Genomic DNA, 19,273 nt, shown 5'->3' with positions numbered 1-19,273 from the left:
GTGTTAATGTCAAGGCGCAAACTGAAGTGACTTTAGTTTAGGCCTCGCGGGGCCATCACGGGAGGAACCAGTGCAGATGCCTGACTCACCACACGGCTCGACGGGCGCGACGGCCGTGGCCGAATCCCCCGACGGAGCGGTCGACCTCCTCGTGATCGGGGGCGGGATGGCGGGCCTGACCGCCGCAGCCCGCGCGGCCCACGACGGCGCGCGCGTGCTCGTCGTCGAGGTCGCCGAAGACCTCGGCGGGTCCGTCCGGTTCGCCGGCTACGCCTGGACCGCTCCCTCACGCGAGGTCGTCGACGAGGTCCTCCCTCTCGGCGATCCCGAGCTCCGGCACGCACTCGTCGACCGGTTCGCCGACGGCGTCGAGTGGATCCGCTCGCTCGGCGTACACGTCGGAGAGGCGCAGCCGATCCTCCCCTTCGGCCGCGGCCACGCCTTCGACACGAATCAGTACGTCGACGAGTGCCGCCGCCGCGTCCTCGAGCGCGGCTCGATCCTGACCTCCACCCGCACCCTCGAGCTGGTGCGCGACGGCGACCGCATTGTCGGCGCCCAGCTCCAGCTCGCCGACGGAACCGTGCGGAAGGTGCAGGCAGCGGCGACCGTGATCGCGACGGGCGGCTTCCAGGCGAGCTCCGAGCTGCGCGCCGCCCACGTGCACCCGAACGCCGCGTCGATCCCGCTGCGGTCGAACCCGCACAGCCGCGGCGACGGGCTGCGCCTCGCCCGCGAGGCCGGGGCCGCGACCGGTGAGGAAGGCGCCGGTTTCTACGGCCACCTGATCCCCAGCGGCGTCCCCTTCGCCGATTCCGGCGACTTCGTCGGCCTCTCGCTCTACTACAGCGAGCACGCGCTGCTCTTCAACCTCGACAACGAGCGGTTCACCGACGAGACCCTCGGCGACCACCTGACGACGATGGCGCTGACCGAGCAGCCGGAGGCCCGCGGGCTGCTGGTCGCCGACTCCCGGGTGCACCGCGACTGGATCGTCCAGGCGTACGTCGCCGGCGCCGAGGCCACCGACAAGTTCGCGGTCGCCAGCAAGCGTGGCGGCCGGTGCGGTGTGGCCGAGAGCCTGGAGGAGCTCGCCTACCTCCCCGAGGAGTGGGGCTACGACGGCGCAGCGATCGCCGCAGCCATCGACGCGTTCAATGCTTCGACCGCCCCCGGGGGCGAACCGCAGCCGAGCCGGAAGCTCGACCGGCTGCCGCTCGACGAGCCGCCGTACTACGTCATCGAGACGATCCCGGCGATCACCTTCCCCTTCTACGGCATCCGCATCGACAGCAGCGCCCGCGTGCTGGACGACACTGGCACCCCGATCCCCGGCCTGTTCGCAGCGGGCTCCGACACCGGCGGCCTCTTCGTCCGTGCGTACGCCGGCGGCATCGCCAACGCCCTGGTCTTCGGCCTGACCGCAGCCCGGACCGCCCTTGACTCCCCCACCACCCACGCCACCACAAGGAGCACTTCATGAACTTCCCCCAGCGCACCGCCATCGTCACCGGAGGAGCCCGCGGCATCGGCGCCGAGATCTGCAAGCGCCTCGCCGCCGACGGTTGTCACGTCGCGGTGGTCGACCTCGACGAAGCGGCATGCGCCGAGACTGTCGCTGCGGTCGAGGAGCTGGGCGGCAAGGCGATCGCCGTCGGGGCCGACGTGTCCGACGAGGCCGCCGTACAAGCAGCCGTCGACCGGGTCGCCTCCGACCTGGGCGCCCCGACGGTGCTGGTCAACAACGCCGGCATCACCCGCGACAACCTGCTCTTCAAGATGTCGACGGTCGATTGGGACTCGGTGATGAACGTCCACCTCCGCGGCGCCTTCCTGATGAGCCGCGCGGCGCAGCAGCACATGACCGAGGCCAGCTGGGGCCGGATCGTGAACCTCTCCAGCGTCTCGGCGCTCGGCAACCGCGGTCAGGCGAACTACGCCGCCGCCAAGGCCGGCCTCCAGGGCTTCACCAAGACCCTCGCCCTCGAGCTCGGCCGCTTCGGCGTCACCGTCAATGCCATCGCGCCGGGCTTCATCGCCACCGAGATGACCGCCGCCACCGCCGACCGCCTCGGCATGACCTTCGACGACTTCAAGGCCGCCAACGCCAAGGCCATCGCCGTCGGCCGCGTCGGCGAACCCGCCGACATTGCCAACGCTGTCTCGTACTTCGCGGGAGAAGCGGCAGGCTTTGTCTCCGGTCAGGTGTTGTACGTCGCGGGTGGGCCGACGGACTGAGCTGGTGTCTTCTTTCGCCGCCGAGGTCTCACCGGTGCGAGGGCCAACAGGCCTCCCACCGTTCGTGCGTCCGCTCACTCAGCCGACGAACAGGATCACCACGTCCGCAACGCAGACCGGCCGGTTGGCCGCATCGCAGGCCACCGAGACCCGGAGCGTGAGCTGCGTGGAGCCGTCGCGGGGGTCGACATTGACGACCTCGGCGCTCGCCTGCAGGTTCGCACCGACGGGCACGTGGTGAGGGAAGCGGACCTTCTCGAGGCCGTAGTTCACCGCCATCGAGGTGCCGGTCACCTCCAGCAACTGGCCCAGGAAGTACGGCAGCAACGACAGGGTCAGGTAGCCGTGGGCGATGGTCGTCCCGAAGGGCCCAGCGCTCGCGCGCTCCTCGTCGACATGGATCCACTGGTGGTCGTGGGTCAGGTCAGCGAAGCCCGCGACCTGCGGCTTGGTGACCGGCGACCACGGCGTCGGGCCGAGCCGGGCGCCGAGCGAGTCGGGCAGGTCGGCGTACGCGATGACGCGTACCGGTGCGATGACCTCAGACATGGCGCAGCCGGCGCTTCGCGATGGCCCAGCGGTGCGTCTCCGACGAGCCGTCGTAGATGCGGAACGGGCGCACCTCCCGGATGTAGCGCGAGAGCAGGATGTCGCCGGAGATGCCGAGCGACCCGCAGACCTGCAGCGAACGGTCAACCACGCGACCGACGGCCTCCGCGACGAACGTCTTCGCGATCGAGCTCGACTGGGCAGCGCTCCGGCCCAGGTCGAGCTCGGCGCACGCCTGCCAGATCAGCAGTCGCGACGCCGCGATGTCGATCTCGGAGTCCGCGATCATCGCCTGCGCCATCCCGAGCTCCCCCAGCCGCGAGCCGAACAGCTCGCGCTCGTTGGCCCGGGCCACCGCGATCTCCTGCGAACGGCGCGCGATCCCCAGCCAGCGCATGCAGTGGGTCAGGCGGGCCGGTGCCAACCGCACCTGGGCGTACTGGAAGCCCTCATCCACCGCACCGAGCACCGCGTGGTCAGCCACGAAGACGTCGTTGAACTCGATCTCGCAGTGGCCGCCGAAGAAACCCTCGTCGAGGGTGTCGATGTGCCGGACGATCTGCATGCCCGGGGTGTCCGCGTCGATGAGGAACATCGTCGCGCCGCCCCGGTCCCCCGGCTCACCCGACGTCCGCACCATGCAAATCGTGTACGCCGCCCCGTCGGCGCCGGTGATGAACCACTTGCGGCCGTTGACCAGCCACCCGCCCGACGTCGGCGTCGCGCGGGTCATCAGCGCCGCCGGGTCCGAACCCGCCCCGGGAGCGGGCTCGGTCATCGAGAAGCTCGACCGGATCAGCCCCTCGGCGAGCGGACGGAGGTAGCGCTCCTTCTGCGCGTCGGACGCGATCGCCTCGAGCATGTGCACGTTGCCCTCGTCGGGCGCCGCGATGTTGAGCGCCAGCGGGCCGAACAACGAGCGGCCGGCTTCCTCGAAGACCACGGCCCGACCACGCATGTCGAGCCCCTGGCCGCCGTACTCCTTGGAGACGTGGGGTGCGAAGACACCGGCCTCGCGGGCCGCCTTCTGCAGGTGCTGGCGCAGATCCTCACCGCCATCGGCGACGACTCCGCCGAGCCGCTGCTCCTCCGGCGCGACGACGTCGTCGATGAACGCGGCGGTCCGGGCAGCCAGCTCGGTGAGGGCCGGATCGGGGGTCAGGTCGATGCTCATGTGGTTCCTTCTCGTTTCAGAGGGTCTCGGCGAGGGCGAGCGCGCGGTCCGCGATGCGGCCCACCTGTTCGCCGCGCGCGGTCATCCGGTCGTCGGCGCTCTCGCCGCGCAGGTGCCGGACGTAGAGCTGCTGCAGGATCACGGCGGTCTTCCAGCAGCCGAACGCCTCGTACCAGGCAACGTCGCCGCGGGTCAGGTCCAGGCCCGTCCTCGCTGCATATCGCGCGACGACCTCGTCGCGCCCCGGCAGGCCGATCCGCTCCACACCAGGCACGCCGTCGGCCGGCGTCGCCCCGTCGGGCCAGTAGTTCAGGAGGGTGCCGAGGTCGGTGAGCGGGTCGCCCAGCGTGGCCATGTCCCAGTCGAAGACCGACGTGACGACATCGGGATCGCCCACGGCGAACTGGCAGTTGTCGACCTTGAAGTCGTTGTGGACCAACGCCGCCGGCCCGGACTCCGGGAGGTGCCGGGCCAGCAGCTCACCGACGCGGTCGAGGGTGCCGCGGCCTTCGAGCGCCACCGCCTCCCACCGCCGCTGCCAGCCACGGACCTGTCGCTCGAGGTAGCCGTCCGGTCGACCCAGGTCGCCGAGACCACAGGCTTCGGCGTCGACCAGGTGCAGGTCGGCGAGGGCGTCGACCACGGCGAACCCGATCCGGCGGCCGGGCTCGGCGCCGACGTCGAGCTGCTCGGGCACCTGGTCCCAGACCACGACGCCGGTGCGATATTCCGACACCAGGAAGTGGGCGCCGATGACCGACTCGTCGTCGCAGTAGTGCAGTCCCAGCGGCGCCCGCGGGTACGCCGCGTGCAGCCGCGACAGCACCGAGTGCTCGCGGCGCATGTCGTGCGCGCCGGCAGCAATCGCGCCGAACGGAGGCCGCCTGACCACCACGGACTGGTCGCCGAAGCTGACCAGGTAGGTCAGGTTCGCCGAACCGTTCGGGAACTGGAGCACCGAGAACTCGCCCTGTGCCTGCGGCAGGTGCGCGCGCAGGTGGGCTTCGAGCGACGCCCAGTCCAGGTCCTCACCCGGACGCACCGGCGCGACTTCGGGCCGGTCGGTGACATCGCTCATCGGAGCCCGAGAAGCTCGGCCACGAGCGCGCGGTGCGTGCGCGCCGAGCCGAAGACCGCCTCGTCACCGAGGGCGCGGCGGAGGTAGTAGTGCGCCGGGTGCTCCCAGGTGAAGCCGATCCCGCCGTGCAGCTGGACGGTCTCGTGCGCGACCCGAACCACCGCGTCCGTGGCGATTATGGCGGCGACCGCCGATGCCAGCTCCGCCGACGACGGGTCCTGGTCGAAGACGGCAGCGGCGTAGCGGGCGGCCGAGCGTGACCGCTCCAGGTCGACGAGCACGTCGGCGAGCCGGTGCTTGATCACCTGGAAGGACGCCAGCGGTCGCCCGAACTGCTCGCGCTGCCCCAGGTAGGTGCGGGTGACGTCGAGCATCGCCTCGATCATCCCGACGTGCTCGGCGGCCAGCGCGATGCGTCGTACGACGTCGAGGTCGGCGAGCACCGCGGCGGCATCCCCCACCCCCGCGATCTCGTACGACGGCGCAGCAACGAGCTCGACCGTCGCATGCCGCCGCGTGCGGTCGAGCACTTCGAGCGGCTGGCGATCCGGCCCCCGCACGCCGCGCAGGTCGACCAGGTGCAGCGACTCTGCCCCGGCCGGTCCGACGGCGACCACCAGCAGGTCCGCGCTCGCGCCGAGCATGACCCGGCCGATCCGCCCGGAGATGGCGCGGGAGCCACCGGACTCCTCGATCTCGAGGGACGCGTCGGTGCCGGGTCCGGCGGCAAGCGTGACGACCAGACGTCCTGCGATGACGTCGTCGACGATCTCGTCGGGGATGTTGCCGGCGGGTGCTGCCAGGACGGCCCGGACACCGAGGACTGCCGAAGCCAGCAGCGGCTCAGGCAGCAGCGCACGACCAGCTTCTTCGAGGACGACCGCGAGCATGGCGATGCCGACCCCGAGCCCGCCCCGGTCCTCCGGCACGGCCATCGCGCCGACGCTCATCTCGTCGTTGAGCAGCCGCCACAGGTCGGCGGAGTAGCCGAGCGGGCTGTCGGCGGAACGCCGCACCTGCTCGTGATCGGCGTGGGCGCCGAGGATGTCGCGCATCACCTTGCGGAGGTCCTCGTGCTCGGCGACCGGCGCCAGCACCGACGCGTCGGCCTCGGGCCAGGGCTGCACGAAGGTCTGCACGAAGCTCTGGGCGCTCACCGGCTCTCCTCCAGCACGCTCTCCTGCGGCTGACCGAAGTAGGCCTCCTCGGCGAGCGCGGCGAAGCCGTCGATGCCGGCGTTGCCGCGGGCGACGACCTCGCCCTGGCGCAGCACGATCACCTCCGTGCAGGTGTTGAGGGCACGGTTCAACGACTGGTCGAGGATCACCGTGGTGATGCCCTCGCGGGCCAGCGCGTTGAGCTGCGAGAAGACTTCCTTGACCATCACCGGCGACAACCCGAGGGCCGGCTCGTCGAGGATCAGCACCTCCGGATCGGCCATCAGCGCACGCGCGATCGCCACCAGCTGCTGCTCGCCACCGGACAGCGCACCCGCGGAGATCTCCATCCGGGTCGCGACCCGCTCGGGCAGCCAGGCCGTCAGCTCCTCGAGGCGGGTGCGCATCCGGCTGCGGCTGACGCCGCTCGCGTACGCCGCCACCTCGAGGTTCTCGCGCACCGACAGGGTCTTGAAGAGCGCGCGACCCTCGGGCACGAGGCTGACCCGCAGGCTCGACTCCCGCGACCCGGAGCTCGGCTTCAACGAGCCGTGCAGGATCCGGCCGAGCGTGCTCTTGCCTGCGCCGTTGGTGCCGACGACGCCGACGACCGCGCCCTTGGTGACCGTCAGGTCGATGTCGCGCAGGGCGTGGACACCGCCGTACTGGTGCGACACGGCCGTCGCGGCGAGCACCGTGCTGCCACCGTGCTCGACAGCGAGTGCCGGCACCTCGAGGTCCAGCTCACCGAGGTACGAGCTGCGTACGACGGGCTCCTGGAGGATCGTGGACGGCGGTCCCTCGGCGACCATCTGGCCGAAGTCGAAGGCGATCACCCGGTCGGCGACGGCGAAGAGGTCGTCGAGCACGTGGTCGATGACGACCACGCAGACACCGTCGGCGCGCAGCCGCCGGATGTGCGAGGCGAGGTATTCGCGCTCGTCGGCGTCCAGCCCGCCGAAGGGCTCATCCAGGATCAGCAGGCGCGGCGACTCGGCGATCGCCCGCGCCAGGTCGACCCGCTTCTGCGGGCCGAACGACAGCTCGTCGGGGTGACGGTGCCCGACGTCGTCGAGACCGACCGAGGCCAGCAGCCGGTGCGCCCGACGACGGTCGAGGGCCGAGGCCCACCGGTTGACCACGAGCACGTTCTCCTCGACGGTCAGCTCGGGGAAGAGCTCGGCGTGCTGGAAGGTGCGGCCGAGGCCGCGAGACCGACGTCGCGTGGCGCGGACCGCACGGAAGTTGGGGTCGCCGTCGTACTCGATGGAACCCTCGACGACCGCTCCCCCGGCGACTCCCGAGAGTGCGTTGACGAAGGTGGTCTTGCCGGCGCCGTTCGGGCCGATGATCGCGATCACCTCGCCGGGGACCATCGTCAGGCTGACGTCCTGGACGGCGTGCAGCCCGCCGAAGCGGACACCCAGGTCGTTGACCGCGACCAGCACCGAGCCGGGCCGCGGCGTGGCGGGTTCGATCGCCGGAGCATCCTGCCGGGCGGCGTAGACCCGGGCCTTGCTGCGCTGCAGGCGCTCGGTCCATCCGGTCCAGCGGTCCAGTCGACTCACGATCGCAGGCACGACACCCTCCGGAAGGAAGATCAGGGAAAGGATCAGCAGCCCCCCGAGGAGGTAGGGCTGGTCCACCGACAGCGACGACGCCATGCTCGGCGCGAAGGCGAGGAAGACGCCGCCCAGCACCGCGCCGATGAGGCTGCCGGTGCCACCGAGGACGGTGGCGGCGATCAGGTTGACCGCGAGCACGAGGGAGAAGGTCTCCGGGCTGACGAAGCCGGACACCAGGCCGAGCATCACGCCGGCCAGGCCGGCGACGGCGGCGCTGGCCGCGAAGCCGATCGCCGACTGGGCCTCCGGCGCGATGCCGATGGTCCGGGCCACCACGGGGTGGGTCTTGGCCGCGACGAGTCGCATCCGGAAGGAAGTACGCCGGACCGCCTCCGCGCAGCCGAGGCACACGCCGAGGGTGCCGATCACGACGTAGATCGCCTCGTTGGAGGAAGGGAAGATGTCGCCGAACGGCGTCGAGACGATGTTCACCGCGACGCCCTGGTCGCCGTTGGTGACGTCGGCCCAGACGTTGATGATCTCCAGGCAGACCAGCGTGAACGCGAGCGTCAACAGGGCGACGTACAAGACGGAGAAGCGGGAGCCGACGAAGCCGAGGAAGGCACCGATCAGCGCACACCCGCCGAGCACCAGCACGATGGTGAGCGGCAGCGACCAGTCGTGCGAGGAGCCGTAGGCGACGGCGTACGCACCGATCGCGAGCAGGGCCGGTTGGCCGATCGACCAGATGCCGGTCCACGACGCGAGCAGGCTCAGCGAGAGCACCACGAGGGCGTAGACGGCGCCGAGCCCCACGGTGAAGACGGTGTACGGCGGGATGGCGCCGGACATCAGCACCAGGATCGCGAGCACGGCGGCCACCGGGCCGGACGCGAGGCGGATCCACGGCCAGGCGTGGTGCCAGGCCGGTGCCGGCTCCTGCCGGACAGGAGTGGGTCGGTCGGCGGTCTTGATGTCGAGACTCATCTGGTCACACCCTCACGAAGGCCTGGCGGCCGAAGATGCCCTGCGGCCGCACGAGCAGCACGAGGACGGCGACGGAGAACACGAAGGTGTCCCGGAAACTTGCAGAGATGTAGGTCGCGGCGAGGTTGTCGAGAACCCCGATCACCAGGCCGCCGACGACGGCACCGGTCATGCTGGTCAGTCCGCCGAGGAGGATCCCGGCGAAGGCCCGGAAGAGCACCGGTGCGAGCACGACCGGAGTCATCCCGACGTTGGGCGCATAGAGCAGGACGCCCAGCGTGGCGAGGCCGACGCCGAGCGCCCAGGCGATCCGGGCGACCTTCTGGGAGTTGATGCCGAGCACACGGGCGGTCTCCGACGACTCGGCGACGGCGCGCATGGCCGAGCCGAGCGAGGTCCGCTGGAAGAGCATCGCGACGGCGGCCATGGCCAGCACGGCCACGACGATCACGAGCAGGTCCTGGGTCTGGATCCGCGAGTCGCCGATCGCCACCGAGCCGTCGAGGAGCCGCGGGAAGGCCTTGGGCTGCTCACCCCAGTGGCGTCCGACGAAGTGTTCGGTCCCGATGGCGACGCCCATGGTCACCACGAGGGCGGCGAACAGCCGCCCCTCCCCCAGTGGGCGGATCAACACCTCGCGCACGGCGAGGCCGAACATCGACGCGAAGCCGACGGCGGCGATGAGCGCGATGACCAGGGCGACCCCGGCGTCGACCATGCTCAGGGCGACGTAGCCGGCGGTCGTGGCCATGGCGGCCATCGCGAAGTTCATGACGTCGGTCGACTGGAAGATGATCACCAGACCCAGCCCGACCAGGCCGTAGACGGCTCCGTTCGCGACCCCGCTCAGCACGGTGACGAGCAGCTGGTCCATGACTCTCCTTTGATGTCGACGAGCTTCAAACTGAACTGACTTGAGTTCAATTTAGGTGACGGTCGCCACGCTGGCAACCCCTCGGTCTCGACAAACTCCAGCAATTTGAACTAACTTCAGTTTCATGTCCGAGACCACGCTTGCCCGCTACTACCGGGCCATCGACGAGGGCCGCATCGACGACGCCCTGGACCTGCTCGACCCCGCCGTGCGCTTCGTGATGGTGCTGCCGGCCGGCGCCAAACGCGACCAGGGACGCGACGCGATGCGCTCCTATCTCGGCGGCCGCGGCGTCTCGAACAGGGCCCACGTGGTGCTGCGCCAGACACGCGATGACGACGTCGAGTTCGTCTACGGCAAGGTGACCGAGGGCGACACCACGACCGGCCGGTTCCTCTCCGGCGTCCGTCTCGGACCCGACGGCCTGATCGCGAGCTACCAGGTCACCTTCGACACCGAGCACGACCTGATGGAGGACTGATGAGTACGACGACGCCCTTCCTCGAGCGCTGGTTCGAGATCATGGATTCCGACGAGCCCGAGCGGGTCCTCGGCCTGATCACCGACGACTTCGTGATGTCGGTGCAGTTCTCCCAGGGCGGCGGCCAGTCCGCCGAGTTCGTCGGCGATCGCGCCGGCCTCAAGCGCTACCTCGACCAGCGCGAGAAGAGCGTGCTCGTGCACCACGTCGCCAAGGGCGCCCGCGTCGGCGACGTCGAGCTGGTGCTCGGCCAGACCACCCGCGACGGCGACTTCGAGGCGTCGTTCAACGCCTCGGCCATGATCGACAGCGCCAGCGACAAGTGCCGCCGGCTGCTCATCTGCCGCACGCCCGAGGTCGAGTTCCCCCAGGCCTGACCCAGGCCCGACCCGGGCCTGGCCCGGGCCCGAGAGCTCAGCGGGCGGTGTAGCCGCCGTCGGCGTACACCTCGGAGCCGGTCATGAAGGTCGAGTCGTCACTGACGAGGAAGGCCACGACCGCGGCGATCTCCTCGCTGCGCCCCAGTCGACCCATGGGCGTGTTCGCCAGCATCGACTCATGCCGCGGGGTGCCTTCATAGCGCTTCAACAGCTCGGCAGTGCCGATGAATCCGGGGTGCACCGAGTTCACCCGCACCGACGCCGTCGCCCAGTGCAGGGCGGCGTTCTTGGTCAGCGTGCGCACCGCGCCCTTGGCTGCGTGATAGGCCGCGCTGTTGCCGAGGCCGCCGACGGTGCCGAGGATCGAGGAGAGGTTGACGATCGAGCCCCCGCCGGAGGTGGCGACGATCGGGCCGAGGTGCTTCATGCCCAGCCAGACGCCGGTGGAGCCGACCGACATGACTCGCTCCCAGTTGTCGACCGTCTCGTCCTCGACGGTCGCAAGGCTGCCGATGGCCGCATTGTTCACCAGGCCGTCGAGGCGCCCGTACTCCCGCTGGACCATCGCGGCGGCCTCGACCCACTGCGCCTCGTCGGCGACGTCGAGCCGTGCGGCGAGGTGCCGGCCCGTGCCCGGGAGCTCGTCCGCCAGCGCCTTGCACGCCTGCTCGTCGAGGTCGGTGAGGACCAGGTGGGCCCCCTCCTCCGCCAGCCGCTCGGCGGTCGCCCGACCGAGTCCCCCGGTCGCGCCGGTGAGGAGGATGACCTTGTCCTTGAGGCGTCGCTCCACTGTTGTCATGGCAGTTCCTGTCTGTCGGTCAGCCGATGCTGACGAGGGTCTTTCCGATGGTGCGGCCGGCGATCATCTCCGCGAGCGCCCGGGGCGCCGACTCGAGTCCGGCGAAGACGCTCTCGCGATGCACGAGCTCGCCACTGCGGAGCCACGCGGCCAGCCGGTCCTGCATCTCCTCGCGCAGGTGCAGGTTGCTGCTGCCGCGGAAGCCACGGAGCGTGAGGTCCTTGGAGACGGTGAGGAACAGGTTGCGCGGCCCCTTCGATTCCGACTCGTACTCCGAGATCGAGCCGCACATAGCGACCCGGCCGCTGCGGTTGAGGTGGTCCAGGGCGGCCTCGAGGTGGTCGCCTCCGACGGAGTCGAAGTAGACGTCGATCCCCTCCGGAGCGAGATCCTGCAGCTGGGCGCCCAGGTCGCCGTCGCGGTAGTTGAAGGCCTCGACGCCGAGGTCCTCGCGGAGCCAGGCGACCTTCTCGTCGCTGCCCGCACTCGCGATCACCCGGTGGCCGCAGAGCTTCGCGATCTGTGCGACGAGGCTGCCGACCGCGCCCGCGGCCGCTGAGACCCAGACGGTCTCACCACCCCTGAGGGCATCGACGACGTGCAGGCCGGCGTACGCCGTCAGCCCCATCCCGCCGAGCGGCCCGAGGAACCACGACACCTCCGCATCGCCGACGTCGAGCCGGGTGAGGGTGCCGACGCCGCCGAGCTGGATCGCAGCCGGGTCGACGACGGCGTACTCCCGCCAGCCCTGGGCGTGGGACACGATGTCGCCGGGTGCAAAGCCCGGCGCGCGGGACTCGACCACCTCGCCGAGCGCCATGACGCCGTCCATCGCCTGGCCCAGCGGGAACGCTGCGAAGTAGCCCGCCGGCGCATCGGGCCGCAGGCGCAGCCGCAGTCCAGGATCGACGGACGTCCACGTGTTGCGGACGAGCACCTGGCCCGGCGCCGGATCGGGAACCTCGATCTCGACCACCTCGAAGTCACCGGGTGCGACCGGTCCGGCGGGGTACCGCCGGACCCGGACCTCCCGCCCGACCCAGGTCATGGTTGTGGAGAGTGTCGGTGATCGGTCATACTTGAAGTGATATCAGTTCATGCGCCGGGCTGCAACCGCACGAAGGCCATGAATCGAGCCGAAGCCGGGAACCCGTGCCGCTACCCTGAGCGACCACGGTCTCGGGAAGGGGAGCCATGCAGACAACGACAGCTCCGCGGGCCGAAAGCGCCCGTTCGAAGCGCACTGCCATCGTCGCGGCAGCCATCGACCGCTTCGGCAGTGACGGCTACGAACACACCAAGTGGGCCTCGATCGCCGACGACGTCGGCATCGGACAGACCGCGCTCTACCACTACTTCGAGTCGAAGGCGCACTGCCTGTTGACCATCATGCGGCTCGAGCTCACCCGCTCGCTGGAGCGCTTCCAGGACGTCACCACGTCGGTCGACGACCCGGTCGAGGCGTTGCGCCTCGCGGTCAGCTCGGCCTACGTCGGCAGCGCGCGCGACGCCCTGCAGCGCCGGATCCTGCAGAACCACCTCGACCTGCTCGCCACCCCCCGACCCTCCGAGAAGGAGGAGCAGGAGCGCCTGCAGTCCCGCGCACTGGTGCGCGAGATCGAGCAGGCGTGGACCGCCCTGATGCAGCGCGGTGTCGACAGCGGCGCCTTCGCCGACCGCGACGTCGAGCTGTCCGCGCGCATGGCGCTCGCGCTCGTCGTCGGCGTGTGGCGGTGGTACCGCCCCGGCGGTCCGCACACGCTCGACGAGATCGGCGTACTCACCTCGGACGCGGTGCTCCGCGTCGTCGTCTGAGCCTGACTTCTAGGGAACGACGACGAGTCGTCCCGTCACCCGGCCCTCGCGCAGCTGCGCGTAGGCCTGCGGCACGTCGCTGAACGGCACCGTCTCGATCACCGGGGCGAGCAGCCCCTGCTCGGCGAGCTCGACGACCGCGACGAGGTCTTCCCGCGCACCCCAGAAGGGCGCACTGACCTGCCAGCCCAGCGGCAGGTCCAGGCCCTTGCCGACCGCGATGGTGCCGCGCGCTCCGCCGACGACGACCAGTCGACCGCCGGGCACCAGCGCCGCAGCGCCCGCGCGCATGGTCTCGTCCGACCCGACGAAGTCGAGGACGACATCGGCTCCGGCCAGTCCGTCGACGGACGTCGTCGTCAGGTGAGCTCCGAGCCGCTCCGCCAGCGCACAGGCCTCGGGCCGGGGATCGACGGCCGTCACCTGCGCCGTGGTGATCGCACGCAGGATCTGGACGGCCAGGTGGCCGAGGCCGCCGACGCCGATCACCACCGCCGAGCAGTCCCCCATGAGGGCGTCGCGATGGGCCCGGATCGCGTGATAGGCCGTCAGACCCGCGTCGGCCAGCGGCGCGAGCTTCTCCGCAGGCACACCCCGGGCGGTCACGAAGTGGCGTTCGTCCGGCAGCAGGACGTATTCGGCCAGTCCGCCGTCGCGACCCAGCCCGCACCCGACCTTGCCCTCGAGAGCGACGCAGTGGTTGTCCTGGCCGCGCAGGCAGTTGTGGCACTTGCCGCACGACCAGACGCCGTGCACGACGCCGTCCTCGCCGATCAGCGAGGCGTCGACCTCATCGCCGACCGCGACGACCCGGCCGGCGACCTCGTGGCCCAGGGTCAGTGGGAGGTCGTACGGCAGCGTGCCCTCCGGGCAGCCCATCACGAAGAGGTCCGAGTGGCACAGGCCGACGGCCCGGACCTCGAGGAGGACCTCCCGCCCGAGGGGCACCGGCACCGGCACCTCGACCCGCTCGACGTCGCAACCCCAGCCGAGGAGTCGGTACGCCGGCATCATGGCTACGGCCACATCGGGACCTGGGGTCCACGGCCACCGACGGCCTCGAGATAACCGGCCGTGTCCGCACGCCGCTCCCCCCACATGATCTCGAAGACCAGCCGGGAGATCATCCACTTCCCCTCGTGCCGCACCAGCTCGTCGTGGTAGCGACCGACGAGGAGGCACACGTCGTCGTCGCCCTCGAACTTCTGGTACGACGTGTGGTAGACCAGCGCGGTCGCGGTGTCCCCCTGGACGTCGACGTGATAGACGCTCAGCAGGTGGTGCTGCCACACGCAGTTCTTGGTCGCGTCGCGGATCCAGCCGATCACGGTCTCGGCGCTCTCCGCGGGCTCGGCGTTGCCGTACTGCGCCCACAGGTCCGGGTACAGGACGTCGTACAGCGCCTCCGGGTTCGCCGAGTCGATGCTCGACGCGTACTTGTAGATCTGGTCCTCGATGAGGATCCGGTCCTCGACACTGGTCATCGCTCTGCCTCTTCTCGTGGTTCGTGCTTCATCAGACGGTGGCGCCGACGCGATAGCCCTCGGCAATGGCGTGGCTGATCCTGCGGGGCGTCACGCAGTCACCGATCGCGGTGACCTTGCCGCCGAGACCGTCGGCCGACAACGTGCGCTGCAAGGCGTCGTCGCTGTGCCGGGGCTGGTGCGCGACCAGCAGTGCCTGGCCGACGTTGACCTCCTGGCCACCGAACACCGGACGCAACGCAACCGCACCGGCGTCATCGGGAACGACCAGCCGGTGGGCCACCTGCAGGGTCACCCCCGCAGCGCCGAGGCGTTGCAGCAACGGACCCACGCTCTCGGCGGGCACCCGCGGTGCAAGCGAGGTCATCGCCGTCGCGAAGGTCACCTGCCAGCCACGCTGGGCCAAGGCCTCGGCAGCGCTGTACGCGGGCCAGAACCCGTCGTCCTCGTCGTACACGACAGCGACGCCCGGAGTCTCCGGCACCCTCCCGAGGAGTACGTCGTCGACCGTGACGGCGCCGCGGCCGAGCAGGCCCGTCGTCAGCGGAGCCGGCACCGAACCGGTGGCGATCACGACGTGGTCGGCGAGACCGCCGATCTCCTCGAGGTCGTCCGCACCGATCTCGGCGCCGAGGTTGATGTCGACCTTGAGTCGCCGGGTCTCGCGGTCGAGGTGGTCGACGATGTCGATCAGGGTCGCGCGATGCGGCGAGGCAGCGGCGACGCGCACCGCTCCCCCGAGCGCCGTCCCGCGTTCGAAGAGCGTCACCCGATGACCACGCTCGGCGGCCACGCGCGCTGCCTCGAGACCACCGGGACCGCCACCGATGACATAGATCTCCCTGGACCGCGCGACCTGGACGCCGACGCCGGGCAGCCGGCCGCGTCCCACCTCGGCGTTGACCGCGCAGTGCAGGTGCGGGTCGAAGGCGCGACAGTCCTGGTTGATGCCCAGGCAGCCGCGGACCTCGTCGAGGCGCCCGGACTGCGACTTCACCGGCAGGTCCGGGTCGGCGATCAGCGCACGAGCCATGCCGACCAGGTCGGCGTGACCTGCCTTGATGACGTGCTCGGCGGTGCCGACGTCGCGGATCCGCTGACCGACGAGGGTGGGCAGGCCGGTGGCGGCGCGCACGCGCGACGCCGAAGGGACGGCCACCGCGTCCGGCCCGGTGGAATCCTTGACGTACTTGCCACGGGTCCCGTGGGTGATGCTGAAGTAGTCGACGACGCCGAGCGCGGCCAAGTCCTCCGCGATCCGCACGCAGTCCTCGATCCCCATGCCGCCCGGGATCTCCTCCTCACCACTGAGCCGTACGCCGAGGGCGAACCCGGCCGGCGTCACCGACCGCATCGCCTCGATCACGAGGTGCAGGAAACGCATCCGGTTCTCGAACGATCCGCCGAACTCGTCGGTCCGCTGGTTCGTCGACGCGGACATGAACTGCGCCGGCAGGTAGCCGTGCGCCGCGTGGATCTCGACGCCGTCGAGACCGGCCCTGACCAGGTTCTCGGTCGAGACCCGCCAGCCCTCGACGATGTCGTCGATCTCGCGGTGCGTGAGCACGTGCGGCGGATAGGCGTCCCGGACGGTCTTGATTGCCGACGGCGCCACCGGGGCGTTGTCGGACTCACCGCCGATGAACTCGCGGCCGAGGTGGCACAGCTGGCCGATGAAGCGGGCGCCGTGGCGATGCACGACGTCCGCCTTCTCCGCCATGACCGGCACGACCGCGTCGAGGTAACCCTCGACCAGCTTGCCCGACCTCAGTGCCGACGTCGGGTGGACGACCATCGCCCCGGCAATGACCAGCCCGACTCCCCCGGCCGCGAGCCGCTCGAAGTGCTCGACGTCCCCGTGCGTGGGCACGCCGTGCTCGACCAGGCTGGTCCCCGCAGGCAGGGCCACCAGCCGGTTCCGGACGTCGAAGCCGCCGATCCGGAACGGCGAGAAGACGTGCGGGAACTGGTCGGCCATCGGGGCTCCTGTTTCGGTGTTCAGCCGGCTCAGTGCGTGCCCGGACCGGTGCCGCGGCGAACGCCGTCGGTGACCGACTCGGGCAGGCTGCGGCTGGGGTCGACCGAGATGGTCTTGTAGTGCAGGAACTCCTGGTACGCCGTCGGCCCGTGCTCGCGGCCGATGCCGGACTTCTTGAAGCCACCGAAGGGCGAGCCCAGGTCGGCCGCGAAGGTGTTCACCGAGAACGTGCCGGCCCGGACCTTGCGGGCGACCTCGAACCCGTGGGCGTCGTCGGCCGTGAAGACCGCGCCGGACAGGCCGAGCTCGCTGTCGTTGGCGATCCGGATCGCGTCCTCCTCGCCGTGGTGCGGGATCAGGCAGGCCATCGGGCCGAAGATCTCCTCACGCGAGACCCGCATCGAGTTGTCGGCGTCCGTGACCAGCGTGGGCTCGAAGTACCAGCCCCGGTCGAGGCCGGCCGGACGCCGACCGCCGGTGGCGATCGTGGCGCCCTCCTTGCGGGCGAGCTCGACGTACTCCTCCACGCGGTCGCGCTGGCGCTCGGTGACGAGGGGGCTGATCACCGTGTCGGACTCCATCGGGTCGCCGATCTTCAGCGACCGGAAACCTTCGACGAGCGCCTCGGCGTACTCGTCGTAGCGCGCAGCGGGGACGACCAGCCGGGTGAGTGCGACGCAGCTCTGTCCGGCGTTCGTGCCGACGCTCGCGCCGATCAGGACCGGGAGGGCGTCCTCCAGCTTCGCGTCGTCGAGGACGATCGCGGCCGACTTCCCACCGAGCTCGAGCACGCAGGGGCGGATCAGCTCGCCGCAGGCGGCGGCGATCCGGGCGCCGGTCTGCACGGAGCCGGTGAAGCTGACCATGTCCACACCCGGGTGCCGGACGAGGTACTCCGACTCCGGTCCGCGGGCAGCCACGATGTTGATGACGCCCGGGGGCAGGCCGATCTCCGCACAGATGTCGCCGTAGATGAAGGTGGCGAGCGGGTTGGGCTCGGTCACCTTGACCACAGCGGTGCACCCGGCGATCAGGGCCGGGGCGACCTTCTGCGGCACGGCCGGGAAGGCGAAGTTGTACGCCGGGAAGGCCGCCACCACGCCGATCGGCTCCTGGGTCACGAGGCTGGCGCCCGCCATCGGGATGATGCTGCCGCCCTCGGAGCTGGCGGCCAGCGGGCCGAGGTCGCTGAGCCGCACCTGGGCGGTGTCGAGGCTGCGGCCGATCTCGGCGTTGTAGTTGAGGCTCATCACCGGGGAGATGACCTGGTAGACCTGCGAGAGGAACAGGGTGCAGCCGAGCTCCTCGGTGATCAGCCGGGCGAGCTCGTCCTGCCGCTTGGCGATCGCGTCCGCCATCCGGGTGAGGTAGTCAGCGCGCTCGGCCGGCGTCAGCCGAGGCCACTCCCCCTCGTCGAACGCCTTGCGGGCGGCGCCGACGGCAGCGTCGATGTCGGCACGGGAAGCCGCCGGGACGTGGCCGATGATCTCTTCGGACCTCGGCGAGATGATGTCGAACCGGTCATCGGTCTGCGCGGCACGCCATGCGCCGTCGATGAAGAATGCCTGGTGATCAATGGTTGCCATGGGGATGACCTTCCACTCGTGACGGGCCCTGGGGCCCGGGTGAGAACCGGGCTCGCCTGCACTCCAGCAGGAATGAACCCAGTTCGATTCAATTTACGGGATGGTGACGCCCGCCACAAGAGGTCGGGCGGGTGGGTGAATCACCTCCGTCACCCAGACGCCGAGACGGTCCCAGAGCGTCGCTCGACCGTCCTGGAAGTTGTGGCAGTGATAGCTGCCCGCCAGCACGAACAGGGTGATGTCGGCGGAACCCACGTAGAACGCGGGCTCTTCGCGCGGTCGCTCAGCAATGTCGTTCTCGCCGAACACGACCATCACCGGTGATGCCACCCTGGCCGCGTACGCGCTCGTGAAGCCGACATGAAGTGCGTCGACATAGGTCTCGGCCGCCCAGATCACCGAGTTGGCGTTGTCTGCCGCCACGATGTCGGCCGGGACATCCGGCCCGTTCAACCAGACCTGGTGGGGAGACTTGTCGACGACGCCGTAGCGGGCGTCCCACTGGTCACCCCAGAACACTCGTGCCTGGTCGACCGCCGTCGCGCGGACGGTCGGGTCGTCCGCTGCGTCGACCGCACGATCCTTGACCCCGTGGGTGAAACCCAGCACGGCGATGGCGTCGTAGCTGCCCCACCGCGCCTGCTGGATCGTGACCAGTCCGCCGCCGATGGAGTGGCCCACGCCGACGATCCTCGGCATCGCGACAGGCGCCAGCTCCGCGACCAGCGTCCCGTCCTCGAGCCGGCTCCGGATGACCGTCACGGCCCCGTTCGCCGCGTCGGCGAGCGCTTCGTAGGTGCACAGCGTGCCGTCCTCGGGACGACCGCTGTCCCCTACGCCGAGTGGGTCAACTGCAATCACGATGAACCCACGAGTGGTCATGTGCTCGGCGAAGCTGTAGCCCTCATGCCCCGGAAGCTGGATGTCCCAGTAGTCCCGTCCGTAGGAGCCTCCGGGCCAACAGACCAGCACCTGTTCGCGCCCTCCGCTGCCCTCGGCCGGCGCGAACACGGTCGCCGCCAGACTCAGCTCCCCCACGCCCTCCGGCGTGGCAGACGACGGCAGGTCCAGCCTGACATCGGTACTCAACATGACGACCTCACTTCTCGCTTGCCCGAGAGGGAACCG

Annotated in this window: 18 protein-coding genes; 5 read left to right on the top strand and 13 right to left on the bottom strand. The window is 70.4% G+C overall.

What is annotated here, in order from left to right; all coding sequences use genetic code 11:
- The first annotated feature begins 76 nt into the window (after positions 1-76).
- Complete coding sequence (locus ACOACQ_RS10190; protein ID WP_420288214.1) at positions 77-1,483, top strand: FAD-binding protein; 1,407 nt, start codon at positions 77-79, stop codon at positions 1,481-1,483.
- Complete coding sequence (gene fabG, locus ACOACQ_RS10185) at positions 1,480-2,238, top strand: 3-oxoacyl-ACP reductase FabG (RefSeq protein ID WP_420288213.1); 759 nt, start codon at positions 1,480-1,482, stop codon at positions 2,236-2,238. The genes ACOACQ_RS10190 and fabG overlap by 4 nt, the downstream gene beginning before the upstream one ends.
- Before the next feature lie 78 nt (positions 2,239-2,316).
- On the opposite strand, the gene ACOACQ_RS10180 is transcribed toward fabG, so the two are convergent.
- The 6 genes from ACOACQ_RS10180 to ACOACQ_RS10155 are packed head-to-tail and all read right to left on the bottom strand — an operon-like array spanning position 2,317 to position 9,622.
- Positions 2,317-2,787 carry a MaoC family dehydratase gene (locus ACOACQ_RS10180; protein WP_420288212.1) on the bottom strand — a complete coding sequence of 157 codons (471 nt, stop codon included), beginning with the start codon at positions 2,785-2,787 and terminating at the stop codon, positions 2,317-2,319.
- Positions 2,780-3,961 (bottom strand): acyl-CoA dehydrogenase family protein, encoded by a 1,182-nt coding sequence (locus ACOACQ_RS10175; protein ID WP_420288211.1) that lies wholly within the window; start codon positions 3,959-3,961, stop codon positions 2,780-2,782. Before ACOACQ_RS10175 ends, ACOACQ_RS10180 begins: the two co-directional genes overlap by 8 nt.
- Before the next feature lie 16 nt (positions 3,962-3,977).
- Complete coding sequence (locus ACOACQ_RS10170; protein ID WP_420288210.1) at positions 3,978-5,039, bottom strand: phosphotransferase family protein; 1,062 nt, start codon at positions 5,037-5,039, stop codon at positions 3,978-3,980.
- Complete coding sequence (locus ACOACQ_RS10165) at positions 5,036-6,196, bottom strand: acyl-CoA dehydrogenase family protein (protein WP_420288209.1); 1,161 nt, start codon at positions 6,194-6,196, stop codon at positions 5,036-5,038. Before ACOACQ_RS10165 ends, ACOACQ_RS10170 begins: the two co-directional genes overlap by 4 nt.
- On the bottom strand, positions 6,193-8,748 hold the full coding sequence (locus ACOACQ_RS10160) for an ATP-binding cassette domain-containing protein (protein WP_420288208.1): 2,556 nt from the start codon (positions 8,746-8,748) through the stop codon (positions 6,193-6,195). Before ACOACQ_RS10160 ends, ACOACQ_RS10165 begins: the two co-directional genes overlap by 4 nt.
- Before the next feature lie 4 nt (positions 8,749-8,752).
- On the bottom strand, positions 8,753-9,622 hold the full coding sequence (locus tag ACOACQ_RS10155; RefSeq protein ID WP_378596860.1) for a branched-chain amino acid ABC transporter permease: 870 nt from the start codon (positions 9,620-9,622) through the stop codon (positions 8,753-8,755).
- A gap of 124 nt (positions 9,623-9,746) precedes the next feature.
- Here ACOACQ_RS10155 and ACOACQ_RS10150 point away from each other — a divergent pair, with 124 nt between their 5' ends.
- Positions 9,747-10,103: a nuclear transport factor 2 family protein gene (locus tag ACOACQ_RS10150; RefSeq protein WP_378596861.1), complete on the top strand. Its 357-nt coding sequence runs from the start codon at positions 9,747-9,749 to the stop codon at positions 10,101-10,103.
- A complete protein-coding gene (locus ACOACQ_RS10145) occupies positions 10,103-10,480 on the top strand; it encodes a hypothetical protein (protein ID WP_378596862.1) in 378 nt (125 codons plus the stop codon). Before ACOACQ_RS10150 ends, ACOACQ_RS10145 begins: the two co-directional genes overlap by 1 nt.
- A 37-nt stretch (positions 10,481-10,517) precedes the next feature.
- Here the strand turns inward: ACOACQ_RS10145 and ACOACQ_RS10140 are convergent, their stop codons facing one another.
- Together ACOACQ_RS10140 and ACOACQ_RS10135 are read right to left on the bottom strand one after the other, a co-directional pair.
- Complete coding sequence (locus tag ACOACQ_RS10140) at positions 10,518-11,282, bottom strand: SDR family NAD(P)-dependent oxidoreductase (RefSeq protein WP_420288207.1); 765 nt, start codon at positions 11,280-11,282, stop codon at positions 10,518-10,520.
- 19 nt (positions 11,283-11,301) lie between these two features.
- Entirely contained in the window at positions 11,302-12,330 is a 1,029-nt protein-coding gene (locus ACOACQ_RS10135) for an NADP-dependent oxidoreductase (RefSeq protein ID WP_420288206.1), read from the bottom strand.
- Between the two features lie 146 nt (positions 12,331-12,476).
- On the opposite strand from ACOACQ_RS10135, the gene ACOACQ_RS10130 reads away from it, so the two are divergent.
- On the top strand, positions 12,477-13,097 hold the full coding sequence (locus ACOACQ_RS10130) for a TetR family transcriptional regulator (protein ID WP_378595871.1): 621 nt from the start codon (positions 12,477-12,479) through the stop codon (positions 13,095-13,097).
- Positions 13,098-13,106: 9 nt separating this feature from the next.
- Here the strand turns inward: ACOACQ_RS10130 and ACOACQ_RS10125 are convergent, their stop codons facing one another.
- The 5 genes from ACOACQ_RS10125 to ACOACQ_RS10105 form a co-directional block, all read right to left on the bottom strand.
- Entirely contained in the window at positions 13,107-14,123 is a 1,017-nt protein-coding gene (locus ACOACQ_RS10125; RefSeq protein ID WP_378595872.1) for an alcohol dehydrogenase catalytic domain-containing protein, read from the bottom strand.
- Entirely contained in the window at positions 14,114-14,581 is a 468-nt protein-coding gene (locus tag ACOACQ_RS10120) for a nuclear transport factor 2 family protein (RefSeq protein ID WP_378595873.1), read from the bottom strand. The genes ACOACQ_RS10125 and ACOACQ_RS10120 overlap by 10 nt, the downstream gene beginning before the upstream one ends.
- Before the next feature lie 31 nt (positions 14,582-14,612).
- The gene (locus ACOACQ_RS10115; RefSeq protein ID WP_378595874.1) at positions 14,613-16,559 is read right to left on the bottom strand and encodes an FAD-dependent oxidoreductase; all 1,947 of its coding nucleotides are present in this window, start codon (positions 16,557-16,559) and stop codon (positions 14,613-14,615) included.
- A 29-nt stretch (positions 16,560-16,588) separates the two neighbouring features.
- Positions 16,589-18,145 carry an aldehyde dehydrogenase gene (locus tag ACOACQ_RS10110; protein WP_378595875.1) on the bottom strand — a complete coding sequence of 519 codons (1,557 nt, stop codon included), beginning with the start codon at positions 18,143-18,145 and terminating at the stop codon, positions 16,589-16,591.
- A 93-nt stretch (positions 18,146-18,238) separates the two neighbouring features.
- Positions 18,239-19,237, bottom strand: a complete 999-nt coding sequence (locus ACOACQ_RS10105) for an alpha/beta fold hydrolase (RefSeq protein ID WP_378595876.1) — start codon at positions 19,235-19,237, stop codon at positions 18,239-18,241.
- Positions 19,238-19,273: the final 36 nt, after the last annotated feature.

The sequence above is a fragment of the Nocardioides sp. CPCC 206347 genome (assembly GCF_048654605.1).
In the GTDB taxonomy this organism is placed as follows: domain Bacteria; phylum Actinomycetota; class Actinomycetes; order Propionibacteriales; family Nocardioidaceae; genus Nocardioides.
This window is presented reverse-complemented; position numbering and strand designations above follow the sequence as displayed.